The organism is Actinacidiphila yanglinensis (assembly GCF_900107965.1).
GTDB classification, from domain to species: domain Bacteria; phylum Actinomycetota; class Actinomycetes; order Streptomycetales; family Streptomycetaceae; genus Actinacidiphila; species Actinacidiphila yanglinensis.
Window position 1 is genome coordinate 15,570 of the sequence record NZ_FNVU01000017.1, and the last position, 16,996, is coordinate 32,565.

General features: G+C 74.3%; 11 protein-coding genes. 7 read left to right on the forward strand and 4 right to left on the reverse strand.

What is annotated here, in order from left to right; translation table 11 throughout:
- Positions 1-82 precede the first annotated feature (82 nt).
- Positions 83-1,246 (reverse strand): carbohydrate kinase family protein, encoded by a 1,164-nt coding sequence (locus C4U44_RS29780; protein WP_103889149.1) that lies wholly within the window; start codon positions 1,244-1,246, stop codon positions 83-85.
- Positions 1,247-1,466: 220 nt separating this feature from the next.
- Here C4U44_RS29780 and C4U44_RS29785 point away from each other — a divergent pair, with 220 nt between their 5' ends.
- Complete coding sequence (locus tag C4U44_RS29785) at positions 1,467-2,804, forward strand: family 4 glycosyl hydrolase (protein ID WP_103889150.1); 1,338 nt, start codon at positions 1,467-1,469, stop codon at positions 2,802-2,804.
- A gap of 154 nt (positions 2,805-2,958) precedes the next feature.
- Entirely contained in the window at positions 2,959-3,768 is an 810-nt protein-coding gene (locus C4U44_RS29790; RefSeq protein WP_103889151.1) for an HAD family acid phosphatase, read from the forward strand.
- Between the two features lie 30 nt (positions 3,769-3,798).
- Here the strand turns inward: C4U44_RS29790 and C4U44_RS29795 are convergent, their stop codons facing one another.
- Together C4U44_RS29795 and C4U44_RS29800 are read right to left on the reverse strand one after the other, a co-directional pair.
- Positions 3,799-4,716 (reverse strand): ribonuclease Z, encoded by a 918-nt coding sequence (locus tag C4U44_RS29795; protein WP_103889152.1) that lies wholly within the window; start codon positions 4,714-4,716, stop codon positions 3,799-3,801.
- 84 nt (positions 4,717-4,800) lie between these two features.
- On the reverse strand, positions 4,801-5,157 hold the full coding sequence (locus tag C4U44_RS29800) for a histidine triad nucleotide-binding protein (RefSeq protein ID WP_103889153.1): 357 nt from the start codon (positions 5,155-5,157) through the stop codon (positions 4,801-4,803).
- A gap of 159 nt (positions 5,158-5,316) precedes the next feature.
- Between C4U44_RS29800 and C4U44_RS29805 the strand changes: the two genes are divergently transcribed.
- Together C4U44_RS29805 and C4U44_RS42865 are read left to right on the forward strand one after the other, a co-directional pair.
- A complete protein-coding gene (locus C4U44_RS29805; RefSeq protein WP_103889154.1) occupies positions 5,317-5,679 on the forward strand; it encodes a hypothetical protein in 363 nt (120 codons plus the stop codon).
- Between the two features lie 42 nt (positions 5,680-5,721).
- A complete protein-coding gene (locus tag C4U44_RS42865) occupies positions 5,722-9,201 on the forward strand; it encodes a S41 family peptidase (protein ID WP_235032457.1) in 3,480 nt (1,159 codons plus the stop codon).
- On the opposite strand, the gene C4U44_RS29815 is transcribed toward C4U44_RS42865, so the two are convergent.
- Complete coding sequence (locus C4U44_RS29815; protein WP_103889272.1) at positions 9,198-10,025, reverse strand: class I SAM-dependent methyltransferase; 828 nt, start codon at positions 10,023-10,025, stop codon at positions 9,198-9,200. The two genes, C4U44_RS42865 and C4U44_RS29815, sit on opposite strands and share 4 nt — an antisense overlap.
- A gap of 288 nt (positions 10,026-10,313) precedes the next feature.
- On the opposite strand from C4U44_RS29815, the gene C4U44_RS29820 reads away from it, so the two are divergent.
- From C4U44_RS29820 to C4U44_RS29830, 3 genes are all read left to right on the forward strand, one after another.
- Positions 10,314-12,350 carry a S53 family peptidase gene (locus C4U44_RS29820; protein ID WP_103889155.1) on the forward strand — a complete coding sequence of 679 codons (2,037 nt, stop codon included), beginning with the start codon at positions 10,314-10,316 and terminating at the stop codon, positions 12,348-12,350.
- A gap of 104 nt (positions 12,351-12,454) precedes the next feature.
- Positions 12,455-13,369 (forward strand): serine hydrolase, encoded by a 915-nt coding sequence (locus tag C4U44_RS29825; protein ID WP_103889156.1) that lies wholly within the window; start codon positions 12,455-12,457, stop codon positions 13,367-13,369.
- A 747-nt stretch (positions 13,370-14,116) separates the two neighbouring features.
- Complete coding sequence (locus tag C4U44_RS29830) at positions 14,117-16,921, forward strand: glycoside hydrolase family 3 C-terminal domain-containing protein (protein WP_200823452.1); 2,805 nt, start codon at positions 14,117-14,119, stop codon at positions 16,919-16,921.
- Positions 16,922-16,996 lie beyond the last annotated feature (75 nt).

Below are 16,996 nucleotides of genomic sequence, written 5' to 3' on the forward strand. Positions count from 1 at the left end.
ATCCCGCCTTCTGCTGGTCGAGGGGCCCGACGGGGCCTTGGAGTACCAAGCCTACGACGCGGAACGCCGCAGGCAGAGGGGATTACGGCTCCCCGTTGCGGGCCGGCCTCCCCGGCTGCTCGTCCGCCGGGCGGAAGCCGATGGTGGGGACCGCGCGCCGCAGCGGCCACGGGCGGGTGGCCGCGGGCAGCAGCTCCTCCAGGAAGCCGTACCGGTAGAGCGCCTCCCGGTCGCCCGGGGCCTGGCCCGCGTACGCCTTGGCCTGCGCCCACCACCCGGCGATCTCGATCCAGCCGGGCGCGGACAGCGACCCGCCGAACTCCTGCACCGACAGCGCGGCGCACAGCGAGGCGAAGGCCAGCCGGTCGGCCAGCGGCCACTTCGCCAGGGTGCCGGTGACGAAACCCGCCACGAAGACGTCCCCCGCGCCGGTCGGGTCCAGCGCCTCGACCGCCAGCGCGGGCACCTCGGCGGTCTCGCCGTTCGCCGAGTCCACCGCGAAGGCGCCCTGCTCACCGAGGGTGACCACGGCGAGCGGGACGAGCTCGGCGAGCCGGCGGGCCGCCTCCCGGGGGCCGTCGGCGCGGGTGTAGCGGACCGCCTCCTCGGCGTTCGGCAGGAACGCGGCGCAGTGCCGCAGGCCCGCGAGGTCGGCCGGATCCCAGCGGCCGGTGTCGTCCCAGCCGACGTCCGCGAAGACCTGGGTGCCGGACGCGGCTGCCCCGGCGATCCAGTCGTACCGCTCCGCTCCGCCCTGCCCGCCCTGGCCGGCGCTGTCGCCCCCGAGCGAGGCGACCGCGGCGCGGGCCGGCGGCGGGCAGGCCGGCACCGCCTCCTCGGGCGGCGGCGCCTGGTGGCCGTGGCTGACCATGGTCCGCTCGCCCTCGTACGCCATCGAGACGGTCACCGGGGAGTGCCAGCCGGGGATGCGGCGGGACGGGCCGAGGTCGATGCCTTCGCCCTCCCGGAGGGACTCCCAGCAGTAGTCGCCGTACATGTCGTCGCCGAAGGCCGCGGCGAGCGTCGTGCGCAGCCCGAGGCGGGCCAGGGCGGTCGCCATGTTGGCGACCCCGCCGGGGCTGGAGCCCATGCCGCGGGCCCACGACTCCGTGCCGCGCACCGGGGCGGTGTCCAGCCCGGTGAAGATGATGTCCAGGAAGACCGTGCCCGTCAGGTAGACGTCCGTGCCGGGGTCGCCCGGCGCGCGCAGTCCTTCCAGGGGGTCGAGAACGGGGTGATCGTCCATACCAGCAACGATCGCACGCCGCCCCCGTCCCCCCGGGTTTCCCCGTCCTGTGCGTCGCGGGACCACCCGTCGCGGGGTGACGCTCTTTCGCGGGAGGACGCGCACATATCCAGGGGCGCGGGGAACTGCGCGACAAGCCAGAACGGACCGCAAGGTCCGGGGACGGGCTCAAGGGGCTGGGCGGACGGGCTGGGCGGGCGAACCCGCTAGGCTCACCCGGGTGCGGCTGACAATTCTGGGTGGCGGCGGATTCCGGGTCCCCCTGGTACACAGGGCCCTCCTGGGCGACCCCACGATCACGGAACTGGTCCTGTACGACACGGACCGCACCCGCCTGGGAGTGATCGCGAAAGTCCTCGCCGCACAGGCGCAAGCAGAAACGGGCGCAGCCCGAAAAGGCCCCCACGTACGCATCGAGCCGCACCTGGACGACGCCCTGCGCGGAGCGGACTTCGTGTTCTCGGCCATCCGCGTCGGCGGCACCCGGGGCCGGGTCCAGGACGAGCAGCTCCCCCTCGCGGAGGGCCTCCTCGGCCAGGAGACCGTCGGCGCGGGCGGCGTGCTCTACGGCCTTCGCACCCTCCCGGTCGCCATGACCATCGCGGAACGCGTCCGCGCCCTCGCCCCGGCCGCCTGGCTGATCAACTTCACCAATCCCGCGGGGATGGTGACGGAGGCGATGGCACGCGTGCTCGGCCCCCGCGTCATCGGCATCTGCGACTCCCCGGTGGGACTGGTGCGCCGCGCCGCCCGCGCGGCGGGCGCGGACCCGGACGCCCCGGGCTTCTCCTACGACTACGTGGGCCTGAACCACCTCGGCTGGCTGCGCCGGCTCACCGCGGACGGCCGGGACCTGCTGCCCGGTCTGCTCGCGGACCCGGCGGCGCTCGGCACGTTCGAGGAGGGCCGGCTGTTCGGCCCGGAGTGGCTGCGGGCCCTCGGCTCGCTGCCCAACGAGTACCTGCACTACTACTACTTCCGCCGGGAGGCCCTGGCGGCGGTGCGCACGGCCGAGGCCACCCGGGGGGAGTTCCTGCACCGCCAGCAGTCGGACTTCTTCGCCGCGGCCGACCGCGCGGACCGGGCCGGCGGCGGACCGACGCCCTTCGACCTGTGGGAACGCACCCGGCGGGAGCGCGAGGAGACCTACATGGCCGAGAACCGCGCGGCCACCGGCGGCTGGCAGCGCGACCCGCACGACCTGGACGGCGGCGGCTACGACAAGGTGGCGCTCGCCCTGATGCGGGCCGTCGCCCGCGACGAGCGCACCGTGCTGATCCTCAACGTGCCCGGCGGCGGCGCGGTTTCGCTGCTCGACCCGGACGCGGTCGTCGAAGTGCCGTGCGAGGTCGGCGCGTTCGGGGCCCGGCCGCTGCCGGTGGCCGCGCCGGACGAGCACCAGGCCGGGCTGATGCTCGCGCTGAAGTCGGTGGAGCGCGCGGCGATCGAGGCGGCGGCCACCGGTTCGCGAGCGGCGGCGCTGCGCGCGCTGGTCCACCATCCGCTGGTCGACTCCGCGGCGGCGGCGAGCCGCGTCCTCACCGCCGCAGGATGGTGAACGCACCACCGCACCACGCCTGAACTGCGGGTTAACGCAGGCGAAACCGCCAACTGCCCCCGCACGGACCGCCACGCGCGTAGATACTCCTTGACCTGCTCGGATGCCGGGGTCTACATTCCGCCGCACCAACGAGCTCTGAAGGAGCACCGCCATGCCCCGTGCCCGTCTGTCCCTGCGCACCCGCGCGCTCGCCGTCGCCGCCGCCGCGGCCACGCTCGGCGCCACGTTCTACGGTGTCGGGGTCGCCACCGCCGACAACTCCGTGCCGCGCAGCGACCAGCAGATCCCCAACCTGACCGACGTCGTCAACCAGATCAAGGCGTACTACGGCGACACCGTCGACACGTCGGGCGAGCACCAGGCGTCCGCGACCAGCAACTACGCCAAGCAGGTCGCCGGGATCGAGGCGAAGGCGAAGGCGTACCTGGCGCACGCGGAGGCGGGCGCCGGCCACGACAAGGGCCACGGCAAGGGCGGGAAGCCGGCGATCGTGCTCGACGTCGACGACACCAGCCTGCTCACGTACAACTACGAGCTGGAGGTCGGCTTCAACTACACCCCGGCGAGCAACCAGGCGTACCTGGACACCAAGAACATGCCGGCGGTGTTCGGCATCGACACGCTCACCAACTGGGCCGCCGCCAAGGGGATCACGGTCTTCTGGATCACCGGCCGGCCGGAGTCGCAGCGGGCGGACACCGTGCGCAACCTGACCGCGTCGGGCTTCCAGCCGGCGGCCGACACCGCGCACCTGTACCTGAAGAACACCGCCACGCCGCCGTCGTACCTGCCGTGCGGCGCGACCTGCACCACCATCGAGTACAAGTCCGGTACCCGCGCGCACATCGAGTCGCTGGGCTACGACATCGTCGGCAACTTCGGTGACCAGTACAGCGACCTGTCGGGCGGTCACGCGGACCGGTCGTTCAAGCTGCCGAACCCGATGTACTACCTGCCGTAGGGCCGTTCGCCCTCGCCTTCCGGCGGGTCCTCAGCCGTCCTCTGCGCGGCGGCGGGGCACCTGGACGCGCATCAGGTCGTGGGCCACGGTGAGTTCGCCGGTGAAGCCCGCCGCGCGGGCCTGCCGCCCGAAGTCCTCGGGGTCGGGGTAGCGCTGCGAGAAGTGGGTGAGCACCAAGTGGCGCACACCCGCTTCCGCGGCCACCCGGCCGGCCTGGCCCGCCGTCAGGTGGCCGTACTCCTCCGCGATCCCGGCGTCCTCGTCGAGGAAGGTCGACTCGATCGCCAGGAGGTCGCAGCCGGCGGCGAGTTCGGGCACCGCCGGGCACATCCGGGTGTCCATCACGAACGCGAACGACTGCCCCGGGCGGACCTCGCTGACCTCGTCCAGCGCCACCCCGCGCAGCGCGCCCTCGCGTTGCAGCCGGCCGATGTCGGGTCCCGCGATGCCGTGCTCGGCCAGCCGCTCCTGGAGCATCCGCCGCCCGTCCGGCTCGTCCAGCCGGTAGCCGAACGCCTCCACCGGGTGCGACAGCCGCCTGGCCGACAGCGTGAAGCCGGCGCCGGTGGCGATCGGGCCGTCCGCGTCGACCGGCTGCTCGCGCAGCTCCACGCTCTCGTAGTACGCGGTCGCGTGCCGCAGCCGGTCGAAGTACCGCTGCCCGCTCGCCGGGTAGTGCGCGGTGATCGGATGCGGCACCCGGTCCAGGTTGATCCGCTGCACCACCCCGGCCACGCCCAGACTGTGGTCGCCGTGGAAGTGCGTGACGCAGATCCGGGTCAGGTCGTGGGAGGTCACCCCGGCGTGCGTCATCTGCCGCTGGGTGCCCTCGCCGGGGTCGAAGAGGATGCCCTCACGGTCCCAGCGCAACAGGTAGCCGTTGTGGTTGCGTTGCCGGGTCGGCACCTGGCTGGCGGTGCCGAGGACGACGAGTTCGCGCGGTGACATGGTGCGGGTGCCGCTGCCCTTACGGTCGTCGGTCGCGGGCCGGAAGGGGCGGGTGCCGGTACGGCCCCCCGCCCGCCGCCCGGCTCAGACCAGCCGCTGGAGGTCGCGGCCGCCCAGCACGTGGGCGTGCGCGTGGAAGACGGTCTGGCCCGCGCCCGGACCGGTGTTGAACACGATCCGGTAGCCGGAGTCCACCACCTTCTCCTTCGCGGCCACCTCTCCGGCCTCGCGCAGCACGTCCACGACCGCCGCCGGGTCGCCCGCGGCCAGCTCGGCCGCGTTCGCGTAGTGCACCCGCGGGATCACCAGCACGTGGGTCGGCGCCTGCGGGTTGATGTCCCGGAAGGCCACGGTGGTGTCGGTCTCCCGGACCACCGTCGCCGGGATCTCCCCGGCCACGATCTTGCAGAACAGGCAGTCCGGCTGCGCTTCTCCCGCCACCGCGGCACCCCTTCGTCTTCCGGCTCGTCGTGCCGCCCGGCGCCACCGCCGACCGGCCACCCGGGCATCGTAGCGGCCCGGACGGCCCCGGCCCCGTAAGGGCCGACGTCCACCGTGTGGGGGATGCCCGGCAGCGAGGGAGAGGAGCATCGTGGGGGGATGGGACGCTTCGCGAAGGACTGGGGAGTGGGGGCGGCGGGCGCCGTCCTGGTGATCGCGGCGGTCGCGGCCTGCGATCCGGTGGACGGGCTGAACAGCTCCAACGTCTCCGTGACCACTGATCAGTTGGCCACCAAGGCGCTGAAGCAAGACCACGTCAAGGTGCAGTGGCTGTCGTGCAGCGCGAGCGAGGACACGAAGGACCCGAAGGTCGACTGCGTCGGACGGACGAACGACCAGAAGAAGATCACCGTGAAGGGGGACGTGACCCGGCAGTCGGACCTCAAATGCGTCCAGGGCCACCTGACCGGCGCGGTGGACGGCCGCACCGTGTTCGACGTACACGGCCTCGGCAACTGTTGAGGGCCACTGCTCAGGGCAGTTGATCGTGGTTAGGCTGGCGTGGTGACGCAGTCCTCGCTCTCCGCGCGCCCTCCGGGCCCCGCACAGCCCTCGTATCCGAGGTACCCGCATCCGCACGGCGACCTGGTCGTCTTCACCGCCGAGGACGACGTGTGGGTGGCGCCCCTGGACGGCGGCCGGGCCTGGCGGGTCAGTGCGGACAACATGCCGGTCCGCCGGCCCCGGATCTCCCCGGACGGCACGTCGGTGGCGTGGACCTCCACCCGTGACGGCGCGCCCGAGGTGCACGTCGCGGCGCTGGCGGGCGGACCCGCGCGCCGCCTCACGTACTGGGGCAACGCCCTGACAGGCGTGCGCACCTGGACACCGGACGGCGAGCTGGTGGTGGTGACCACCGCCGGCGAGGCGTCGATCCGCCGCACCTGGGCGCACCTGCTGCCGCTGGACGGCGGCCCCGCACGGAAGTTGCCGCTCGGCCCGCTCGGCGACCTCGCCTACGGCCCGGACGGCGCGGTGCTGCTCCAGTCGGTGACGATGGGGCGCGAGGCGGCGTACTGGAAGGGCTACCGGGGCGGCACAGCGGGCAAGTTGTGGCTCGACCCCACCGGCGGCGGCGACTTCCGCCGGGTGCACGAAGGGCTCGACGGCAACATCGAGTGCCCGATGTGGGTCGGCGGCAGGATCGCGTTCCTCTCCGACCACGAGGGCCAGGGCGCGGTGTACTCCAGCCTGCCCGACGGCGGCGACCTGCGCCGCCACACCCCGCTCGGCGGCTTCTACGCCCGGCAGGCCGGCACCGACGGCAGCCGGATCGTCTACGTCTCCGGGGGCACTCTCCACCTGCTGGACAGCCTCGACGCGGACGCGCGCCCGCGGCCGCTGGAGCTCGCGCTCGGCGGCCAGCGCGCGGACCTGCAGCCCCACCCGGTGCGCACGTCCGCGTTCCTGGGCGAGGCGCGCCCGGACCGTACCGGCCGCGGCAGCGCGGTGGAGGTGCGCGGCACCACGCACTGGGTCACCCACCGGGGCGGCCCGGCCCGGGTGCTCGCGGCGCAGCCCGGTGTCCGCACCCGCCATCCGCGGGTGTTCGCGCAGGGCGAGGACCAGCACGTGGTGTGGGTGACCGACGCCGACGGGGACGACGCGCTGGAGATCGCCCCGGCCACCGGGCTGCCCGCCGGCGCCACGCCGCGCCGGCTGGCCGCGGGCCGGCTGGGCCGGGTGCACGAGATCGAGGTGTCGCCGGACGGCCACCGGATCGCCGTGGCCTCGCACGACGGGCGGGTGCTGCTGGTCGACACGCAGACCGGGGAGGTCCGCGAGGTGCCGACCGGCGGCTCGCCCGAGGGGGACGCCGACCCGGCGCCGACGCCCGACCCGGCCGGGAACGCCGGCGACGCCAGCGACCTGGCCTTCTCCCCCGACTCCGGCTGGCTGGCCTGGTCCCAGCCGGGCCCCGGCGCGCTGCGCCAGGTCAAGCTCGCCTCGACCGCCGACCTCGCCGTGGTCGACGCGACCCCGCTGCGCTTCACCGACTTCGCGCCCGCCTTCACCGCCGACGGCCGGCATCTGGCGTTCCTGTCCGAGCGGGCCTTCGACCCGGTCTACGACGCGCACGTCTTCGACCTCTCCTTCCCCAACGCCTGCCGCCCGTACCTGATCACGCTCGCCGCGACCACGCCCTCGCCGTTCGGCCCGCAGCGGCAGGGGCGGCCGTACGACGACGAGGAGGACGGCGACGGCGAGCACGGGCACGACAGCGGCGCGAGTGCGAGCGCGGGCTCGACGGGGCCGGAGCCGGGACCCGGCACCGACCCGGACGACGCCGGCGAAACCGGCTCCGACGCCGACCCGGACGCCGCCTCCGATGCGGACGACTCCGGTGCGGACGGCGACAACGGCGGTGCCGAGGAAGCCGGTTCGGGCCGGCGGGGCCGGCGCGACCGCCCGCGCGCCACGCGGGTCGACGCGGAGGGCATCGCCGACCGGATCGTGCCGTTCCCCGTCGAGGCCGGGCACTACTCGGGGCTGCGGTCCGCCAAGGGCGGGGTGCTGTGGCTGCGGCACCCGCTCGTCGGCACTCTCGGGTCGGCGCTGGCCACACCCGACGCGGACCCGCCCGAGACCGTCCTGGAGCGCTACGACCTGCGGCAGTTGAAGACCGAGGAGATCGCCTCCGACGTCGACGACTTCGCGGTGTCCGGCGACGGCGCGAAGGTACTCGTCAGCAGCGGGTCGCGGCTGCGGGTCGGACCGGCGGACAGCAAGTCCGACGACGACTCGGACAGTTCGGTGAGCATCGACCTGACCCGGGTCCGGGTCACCGTCCAACCCGCCGACGAGTGGCGGCAGATGTTCGACGAGACGCACCGGCTGGCCCGCGACCACTTCTGGCGGGCCGACATGGGCGGCCTGGACTGGGACGCGATCGGCGCGCGCTACCGCGCCCTGCTGGACCGGGTCGCCACCCACGACGACCTGGTCGACCTGCTGTGGGAGCTGCACGGCGAGCTGCGCACGTCGCACGCGTACGTCTCCGCGGCCGGCGGCTCGGGCGACCCGCGCCGCCGCCAGGGCCTGCTCGGTGCGGACATCTCCCGTGCGGAGGACGGCGGTTGGCGGGTGGACCGGGTGCTGCCCGGGGAGTCCTCCGACCCGAGAGCGCGCTCACCGCTGGCCGCGCCGGGTGTGGCGGTCCGGGCCGGGGACACGCTCGTCGCGGTCGACGCGCTGCCCGTCGACCCGCTGACCGGCCCCGCGCCGCTGCTGGTGGGCACCGCGGGCAAGCCGGTCGAGCTGACCGTCGCGCCCGCCGCGGGCGGCCCGCTCCGGCACGTGGTCGTGGTCCCGCTCGCCGACGAGGAGGCGCTGCGCTACCACGACTGGGTCGCCGACCGGCGCGCCTACGTGCACGCGGCGTCCGGCGGGCGGCTCGGCTACCTGCACGTGCCCGACATGGTCAGCAACGGCTGGGCCGAGATCCACCGCGACCTGCGGGTGGAGGTGGCCCGGGAGGGGCTGGTGGTCGACGTCCGCGAGAACCGCGGCGGGCACACCTCGCAGCTGGTGGTGGAGAAGCTGGCCCGCCGGGTCATCGGCTGGGACCTGCCGCGGCACGGCCGTCCCTTCAGCTACCCGCAGGACGCCCCGCGCGGGCCGGTGGTGGCCGTCGCCAACGAGTTCTCCGGGTCCGACGGCGACATCGTCAACGCGGCGATCCGCACCCTCGGGATCGGCCCGGTGGTCGGCACCCGGACGTGGGGCGGCGTGATCGGCATCGACAGCCGCTACCACCTGGTCGACGGCACCTCGGTGACGCAGCCGAAGTACGCCCTGTGGTTCGAGGGGTTCGGCTGGTCCGTGGAGAACCACGGGGTCGACCCCGACGTCGAGGTGGTCGTCACCCCGCAGGACCACGCCGCCGGCCGCGACCCCCAGCTCGACCGGGCCATCGCGCTGGCCCTGGAGGCGCTGGCGGCGAACCCGGCGAAGTCGGCCCCGCCGCTGCCGGAACTGGGCTAGCCCGTCCCGCCCGCGCCCCCGAGCAACGGTCCCGGGGGCGCGGGCGCCGGGAGTCGGTCCCGGGCGGGAGGGCCCTCGCCCCGCGCCGGGCCGTCCTCGTCCCGGCGGAACAGGGCCGTGTGGAGGAAGGGTTCGCCGAACCGCGGCGAGCCGGGCGGCTCGTCCCGCATGGGGCGCAGCTCGATCTCGTCGAGGTGGCCGAAGATCCGGCGCAGGTCCTCGGGCCGGTAGGCGAGCCCGCCGTGCAGGGCGGCTTCGCCGTAGAAGGCGGCGTCGGGCAGCTCCGACCCCATCGCGCCGTGCGCGAAGCAGGCCAGCGCGAGGTGCCCGCCGGGCGCGAGGTGCCGGTCCAGGAGGTCCAGGTAGCTGATCCGGCGGTGCGGCGGCAGGTGGTGGAAGCAGCCGGAGTCGACGATCAGGTCGTACCGGCCGGTGAGCGGCACGGCGGCCGGGTCGAAGGCGTCGCCCCGGTGGAAGCGGACGGCGGCGCCGCTCTCCCGCGCGCGGGCCTCGGCCCAGGCGATCGCGGCCGGCGAGAGGTCGACGGCGTCCACGTCGAACCCCGCGGCGGCGAGGTACAGCGCGTTGCGGCCAGGGCCGCAGCCGAGGTCGAGGGCGCGGCCGGGGGCGACCAGGCCGCGGTCGAGGTAGTCGGCGAGGTTCTCGTCCGGCTTGTCGACGAAGAAGGGCACCGGCCGGTCGCGGTCGGCGTAGAAGCCGTCCCACCACCCGGCGCCGTCCGCCGTCCACCGGTCTGCCCCCGGTGCGAACAGCCCGTCGAGCAGCCGGAGTACGTCGTCCACGGTGCGGATGCCCCGGTGCATGTCCATGCCGGAAGCGTACGGGGGCGTACCCGTCCGCCCCTCCGGAGCCTCCCCGTAGGCCAGTTGGCGGACGGCCGTCGACACGGCGCGCGCCGCCGCGCGGGCGCGGTCCGCCGCCCGAAGCGTCCCGGAGGTCGCGGCACGCGGCGACCCCACCCGAACTGATGAAGTTTCAGGTACGGACCGCGGCAAACGGCAGGCACGCGGGTTGCCGGACCCGCACGGGCGGTCATGCATGACCCACATCCCCCCGATCCCCGTGATCTCCGCAACGAGAGGTGACCGTCCATGCGCCGAAGGCTCCTCGCACGTACCGCATCACTAGTGTGCGCGGGTCTGGCGGTGGCGGGCCTGCCCGCCGCCACGTCCGCCGCGTCCGCCGCCGCACCCACCGTGCCCGCCGGCCGGATCGGACTGCCGGACTCCCTGCCGTCCTGGGCCACCGCGGACGCCGACCAGGGCCAGGCACCCACCGGCACGACGGTCACCGCGCACGTGTACCTCGCCGGGAAGGACCCCGCCGGACTGGCGGCGGCCGCCCGCGCGGTCTCCGACCCGGCCTCGCCGCAGTACGGCCGGTACCTCACCCCGCAGCAGGTCAGGGCGCGTTACGGCGCCACGCCCGAGCAGCAGGCGGCCGTACGCGACTGGCTGACCGGCGCGGGCTTCCGGGTGACCGGCGCCGACGCCCACCAGATCACCGTGCAGGGCAGCCCGTCGGCCGTCGACACCGCGTTCGGCACCACGCTGCACCAGTACCGGAAGGACGACCACCTCTACACCGCCCCGGTCGCGGCCGCGTCGGTCCCGGAGGACCTGGGTGACGCGGTGCTGACGGTGACCGGCCTGGAGGACACCCCGCACCTGGCGACGCCCAAGGCCGACCGGGGCGGCGTGCACACCGGCGGCCCCGCCGCCACGCCCTCCGCCGCCGCCCCCTCCGGCGGGCCGCAGGACCAACTGCCGCCGCCCACTGCCGCGTTCGTCAACGCCCCGCCGTTCTCGACGGCTTGGGGCGACCACCCCGCGACCGACGTGCCGCAGGCGTACGGAGCCGTGCAGCCGTACGCCGTGAAGGGCTACACCGGGAAGCAGCTGCGCAGCGCGTACGGCGTGACCGGCTCCGGGCTGAGCGGGAGCGGCGTGAAGGTCGCCGTCGTGGACGCGTACCACTCCCCCACGCTGGCCGCCGACGCGACGACGTACGCCGGGCGCAACGGTGACGCGGCCTACCGCAGCGGCCAGTTGAGCTCGGTGGACGCGGCGAAGTGGACCGACACCGACGAGTGCGGCGCGGCCGGCTGGTACGGCGAGCAGTCGCTCGACGTGGAGGCGGTGCACGCGATGGCGCAGGACGCCGACATCGCGTACGTCGGCGCGGCCTCCTGCCAGGACTCGGATCTGCTGTCGGCGCTGAACACCATCGTGGACCGCCACCTCGCGGACATCGTCAGCAACTCCTGGGGCGAGCCGGAGAACACCGCCGACCCGGCGATGGACCCGGCCTTCGACCAGACCTTCGCCACGGGCGCGCTGGAGGGCATCGGCTTCTACTTCTCCAGCGGTGACGACGGCGACGACCAGGCGGCCACCGGCGTCAAGCAGAGCGAGACGCCCGCGTCGCGGCCGGGGGTGACCGCGGTCGGCGGGACCTCCCTCGCGGTGGGCGCGGACGACGGCTACCAGTGGGAGACCGGCTGGGGCACCGCCAGTTCGCGGCTGAACGCCGCGGGCACCCGGTGGAGCACGGCACTGCCGGGCACCTTCGACGACGGCGCCGGCGGCGGGGTGAGCGCGCGGGCGGTCCAGCCGTCGTACCAGCGCGGCGCCGTGCCGACCGCGCTCGCGCAGGCCGGCGGCGGGCCCGCGATGCGGACCGTCCCGGACATCTCCGCGGTCGCCGACCCCACCACCGGCTTCCTCATCGGCCAGACCCAGACCTGGCCCGACGGCACCACGAAGTACGGCGAGTTCAGGATCGGCGGCACCAGCCTGGCCGCGCCGGTGATCGCCGGCATCCAGGCGCTCGCGCAGCAGGCGCAGGGCTTCGCGATCGGCTTCGCCAACCCGGCCCTCTACGCCCGCATGGACACCGCCGCCTTCCACGACGTCACGGACCACCCGCTGGGCAGCACGCAGCTGGCCGCGGTGCGGGTCGACTACCGCAACGGCGTGGACACCTCGGCGGGCACCTACACCACCCTCCAGAGCCTCGGCCACGACTCGTCGCTGGTCGCCGGCACCGGATACGACGAGGTGACGGGCGTCGGCTCGCCGGCCGCCGGCTACCTGCAGTCCTTCCTCTCCCCGGCCGCCAAGCGCTGAGCGCCGAACTCCCGCACGGGGCCCCGCCGTTCGCGGTGGGGCCCCGTCTGGTTCCCCGGACCCCGCGCACCGCGCGACGGGCCGCGTCTGGCAGGGTCGGGCCCATGACGGACGACGACGGCACCCTCGCCGAGCTCTTCGACCGGCTCGGCTGCGAGATCGCGCTGTGCGTGCAAGCGCTGGACGGCGCGGCCGAGTTCACCCTCGCCGCCGACCGGCAGGTCACCCCCGGATCCACGATGAAGGTGCAGGTCGCGCTGGAGGCGGAGACCTGGTTCGCGGAAGGGCGGCTGGACCCGCGCGAGCAGGTGGCGCTCCCGGCCGAGGGCCGCACCCCCGGCCCGGTCGGGCTCTCGCTGTTCGCGGACGAGGCCACGCTGTCCCTGCGGGACATGGTGACGCTGATGCTCACCATCAGCGACAACCCCAGCACCGACGCCCTGCTGCGCCGGGTCGGCACCGGCGCGGTCAACGCCACCGCCGCCCGGCTCGGACTGACCGGCACCGTGGTCACCTCCGACCTCGCGACGCTGGTGGACGCGGTCGCCCGCGACCTCGGCCGGGCCGACTGGAACGACCTCGACACGTGGGCGGCGACCGCCTCCGCCGAGGACCACGCCCGGGCCGACGCGCTGCTGGTCGCCTCGCCCACCCTGAGCCCGACGACCGGTACCCGCACCACGCCGTACGACATGGCCCGCCTGCTCCGGCTGATCTGGACCGACCAGGCCGGGCCGCCCGAAGCCTGCGCCCGGGTCCGCGCGGTGATGGCGCGCCAGCTCACCCGGCACCGCCTCGCCGCCGGCTTCCGCCGGCCCGTCGCGGTGGCCGCCAAGAGCGGCAGCCTGCTCGGCGTGGTCCGCAACGAGATCGGGGTGATCACCCATCCCGACGGCCGCCGCTACGCCGCCGCCGTCTTCACCCGCTCCCGTCCCGGCGCGGACGACGCCGCCGTGAACGCGGCGATCGGCACCGCCGCCGCCCGGGCGGTCGCCGCCCTGCGCGCGGCCGGCGCCTGAAACACACCGGCAACGGACCCCGCCCACCGCCCCGGACCGCGCCCTTCCCGGCCGCTTCCGACCGTCCTGATCCGGCCGCGCGGCGCCCCACCCTGCCGGGTTCGGGTGCCGTCCATGTGGCTGACCTGTGTGTTCATCTCCTTGAAGCAAGAACCGTTTTCTCGGCCGATGTGCCCGGGGGCTGGATTCACCCCTTGAAAGCAGCCGGGCGGGTGCTGACGGCGGGTCAAGGGCCGGTCGCAAAGGCGGTCCCGGACCTTGACCCGGCACCGGGAGGCGAGTTCAATCACACCCGCACCATGGGCACACGACCGGCCCTCCGGGGCGGGCCGCAGGTCCACCGCTCGGCGAACAGCACTCCCGCTCTCCCGTCCGGCACGGAAGGGTGCGTGGACGCGCACCCTGGGAGCGCTCCACCCGCGGCCCGGCCGCGGGACGGAGCACGCCCTCCCGCAGCCGCGGCGGCACACGGTCACCGAAGGGCATGTGTCCATGTTCCGAAGCCTGTTGAGCCGAACGAGTCGCACCAGCCGCGCGAGCCGCACGCGATCCGGGAAACCCGCGGCACCCGCGCCACCGTCGCGGCCCCGGGCCCACCCCCACGGCGTACCCCCGCACGCCGGGACCCGCTGACCCGATCCCACCCGATCCCCCGGACCCCCACGTCCTCCGGGCTCCGATTCCCCGGTGCCCCCATCCTCCCGACCCCGACCGGAACACCCCCCTCGGCAGATGCTTGGAGGCATCGTGCACACGTTCCGCACATCGGCGAGACGGCGAACGCCGTATCTGGCCGTCCTGGCCCTGGTGGCCGGCGGCACCGGCGTCCTCGGTGCCGTCACCGCGCCCACCGCGCAGGCCGCCCCCACCGCCTCGGCCGCGGCCTGTCCCTGGGTGCACTCCACCGCGCCGATCCCGCAGCGGGTCGCCCAGGTACTGGCGCAGATGACCACCGCCCAGAAGGTGTCGCTGGCCACCGGATCCGGTGGCTCCAGCTACGTCGGCTTCACCCCGGCGATCCCCGCGCTGTGCATCCCGGCGATGAACTTCGAGGACGGGCCGGCCGGCGTCGCCGACGGGATGGGCAACGTCACGCAGCTGCCCGCGCCGGTCAGCGTCGCCTCCACCTGGGACACCGCCGCCGAGCAGACCTACGGCCAGGTGATCGGCAACGAGCAGGCCGCCAAGGGCACCACCGTCGACCTCGGCCCGACCATCAACATCGACCGGGACCCGCGCTGGGGCCGTGCCTTCGAGTCCATCGGCGAGGACCCCTACCTCAACGGCCAGTTGGGCGCCGCGGACATCCGGGGCGTGCAGTCCACCGGGGTGATGGCGCAGGTCAAGCACCTGGCCGTCTACAACCAGGAGACCAACCGCAACACCCCGTCGGACAACGCGGTGATCAGCAACAAGGCGATGCAGGAGATCTACCTGCCCGCCTTCCAGGACGCGGTGCAGCAGGGCGCCGCCTCCTCCGTGATGTGCTCCTACAGCACGGTCAACGGCACCTACGCCTGCCAGAACCCCTACCTGCTGAACACCACGCTGCGCCAGCAGTTCGGCTTCCAGGGCTTCGTGACCTCGGACTGGGGCGCCACGCATTCCACGGCGCCGTCGGCCAACTCCGGCCTGGACCAGGACATGCCGGGCAACGACGGCTACTACGGCAGCGCGCTGACCACCGCGGTCGGCTCCGGCGCGGTCAGCCAGGCGACGCTCGACACGATGACGAGCCGGATCCTCACCGAGATGTTCTCCTTCGGGCTGTTCGACAAGGCGCCCACCGGCTCGCCCGGGCAGACCGCCACCAGCACCGCGAACAAGAACGCCGCGACGCAGCTCTCCGCCGAGGGCACCGTCCTGCTGAAGAACAGCGGCAACGTCCTGCCGTTCGGCTCGGGCACCAGCTCCATCGCGGTGATCGGCGCGGACGCCTCCACCAGCCCGCAGACCGCCGGCGGCGGCAGCGCGGCGGTCAGCTCCAGCGGCACCGTCACCCCGCTCCAGGGCATCACCTCCCGGGCCGGCAGCGGGATCAGCGTGAAGTACGACAGCGGCTCCAGCACCAGCTCGGCCGCCTCGCTCGCCGCGTCCTCGTCCGTCGCGGTGGTCTTCGCCAGCGACTTCGAGTCCGAGGGCAGCGACCTGGGCGGCATCGACCTGCCGTCCTCGGAGAACAGCCTGATCTCCGCGGTCGCCGCCGCCAACCCGAACACGGTGGTGGTGCTCAACACCGGTTCCGCGGTGACCATGCCGTGGCTGAACTCGGTGAAGGGCGTCCTGGAGGCGTGGTACCCGGGCCAGAACGACGGCACCGCGATCGCCTCGCTGCTCTTCGGCGACACCAACCCCTCCGGCCACCTCCCGGTGACCTTCCCCGCCTCCCTCTCCCAGGTCCCCGCGCACACCACCGCGCAGTGGCCGGGCACCAACGGGCAGGTGCAGTACTCCGAGGGCGTCGACGTCGGCTACCGCTACTACGACGCCAACAACCTCACGCCGCTCTTCCCGTTCGGCTTCGGCCTGTCGTACACCAGCTTCTCCTTCAGCAACCTGCACGTGGGCACCCTGGCGGCGGGCGGCACGGCCACGGTGACCGCGACCGTCACCAACACCGGCTCCCGGGCCGGCGCGGACGTCGCCCAGCTGTACGTCGGCCAGCCGGCCGGCAACGGCGAACCGCCCCGGCAACTGCAGGGCTTCGCCCGGGTGAGCCTCCAGCCGGGCGCCAGCCAGACCGTCAGCTTCCCGGTCGGCCAGCAGAACCTGCGGTCCTACAGCGCGTCCGGCGACGCATGGACCACCGCGACCGGCGCCTACGGCATCTCGGTCGGCGACTCCGACGGCAACCTGCCGCTGACCGGCACTCTGAACGTCACCTCGGCCCAGCTCGGCACCCCGCTGACGGTCACCGCTCCCGGCGCCCAGGAGGGCCTGACCGGCTCCGCGGTGTCCTTGCAGGTCGCCGCGCACGACACCACCAGCGGCCAGACCCCGACGTTCACCGCGACCGGGCTGCCGGCCGGCACGTCGATCTCGTCGTCGGGCGCCGTCACCGGCACCCCGACGCAGGCCGGTACCAGCACGGTCACCGTCACGGCCCACGACGGGGCAGGCGCCGGCGCCGCGACCACCTTCCTGTGGACGGTGGTGCCCGCCAACGCGGCGCAGGCCGGCCCGATCGTCGGCTACCAGGGCCTGTGCCTCGACGTGAGCGGCGCCAACTCCGCCGACGGCACCAAGGTCGACGTCTACACCTGCAACGGCACCACCGCGCAGCAGTGGACCGTCGGCGCCGACAGCACCGTGCGCGCGCTCGGCAAGTGCCTGGACGTCACCGCGGCGGGAACGGCCAACGGCACGAAGGTGCAGCTCTACACCTGCAACGGCACCGGCGCACAGGTCTGGCAGCCGCAGTCCGACGGATCGCTGCGCAACCCGTCCTCGGGCAGGTGCCTGGACGACACCGACCAGTCCACCACCCCGGGCACCCAGGTGCAGATCTGGGACTGCACGGGCGGCGCCAACCAGGTCTGGAAGCAGTCCTGACGGCGGGGCCGCCGGGTCGGCCTCACCTGCCCGGCGGCCCTTCCCGCTCGACCCGCTCCAGCCGTTCCGGCCGCG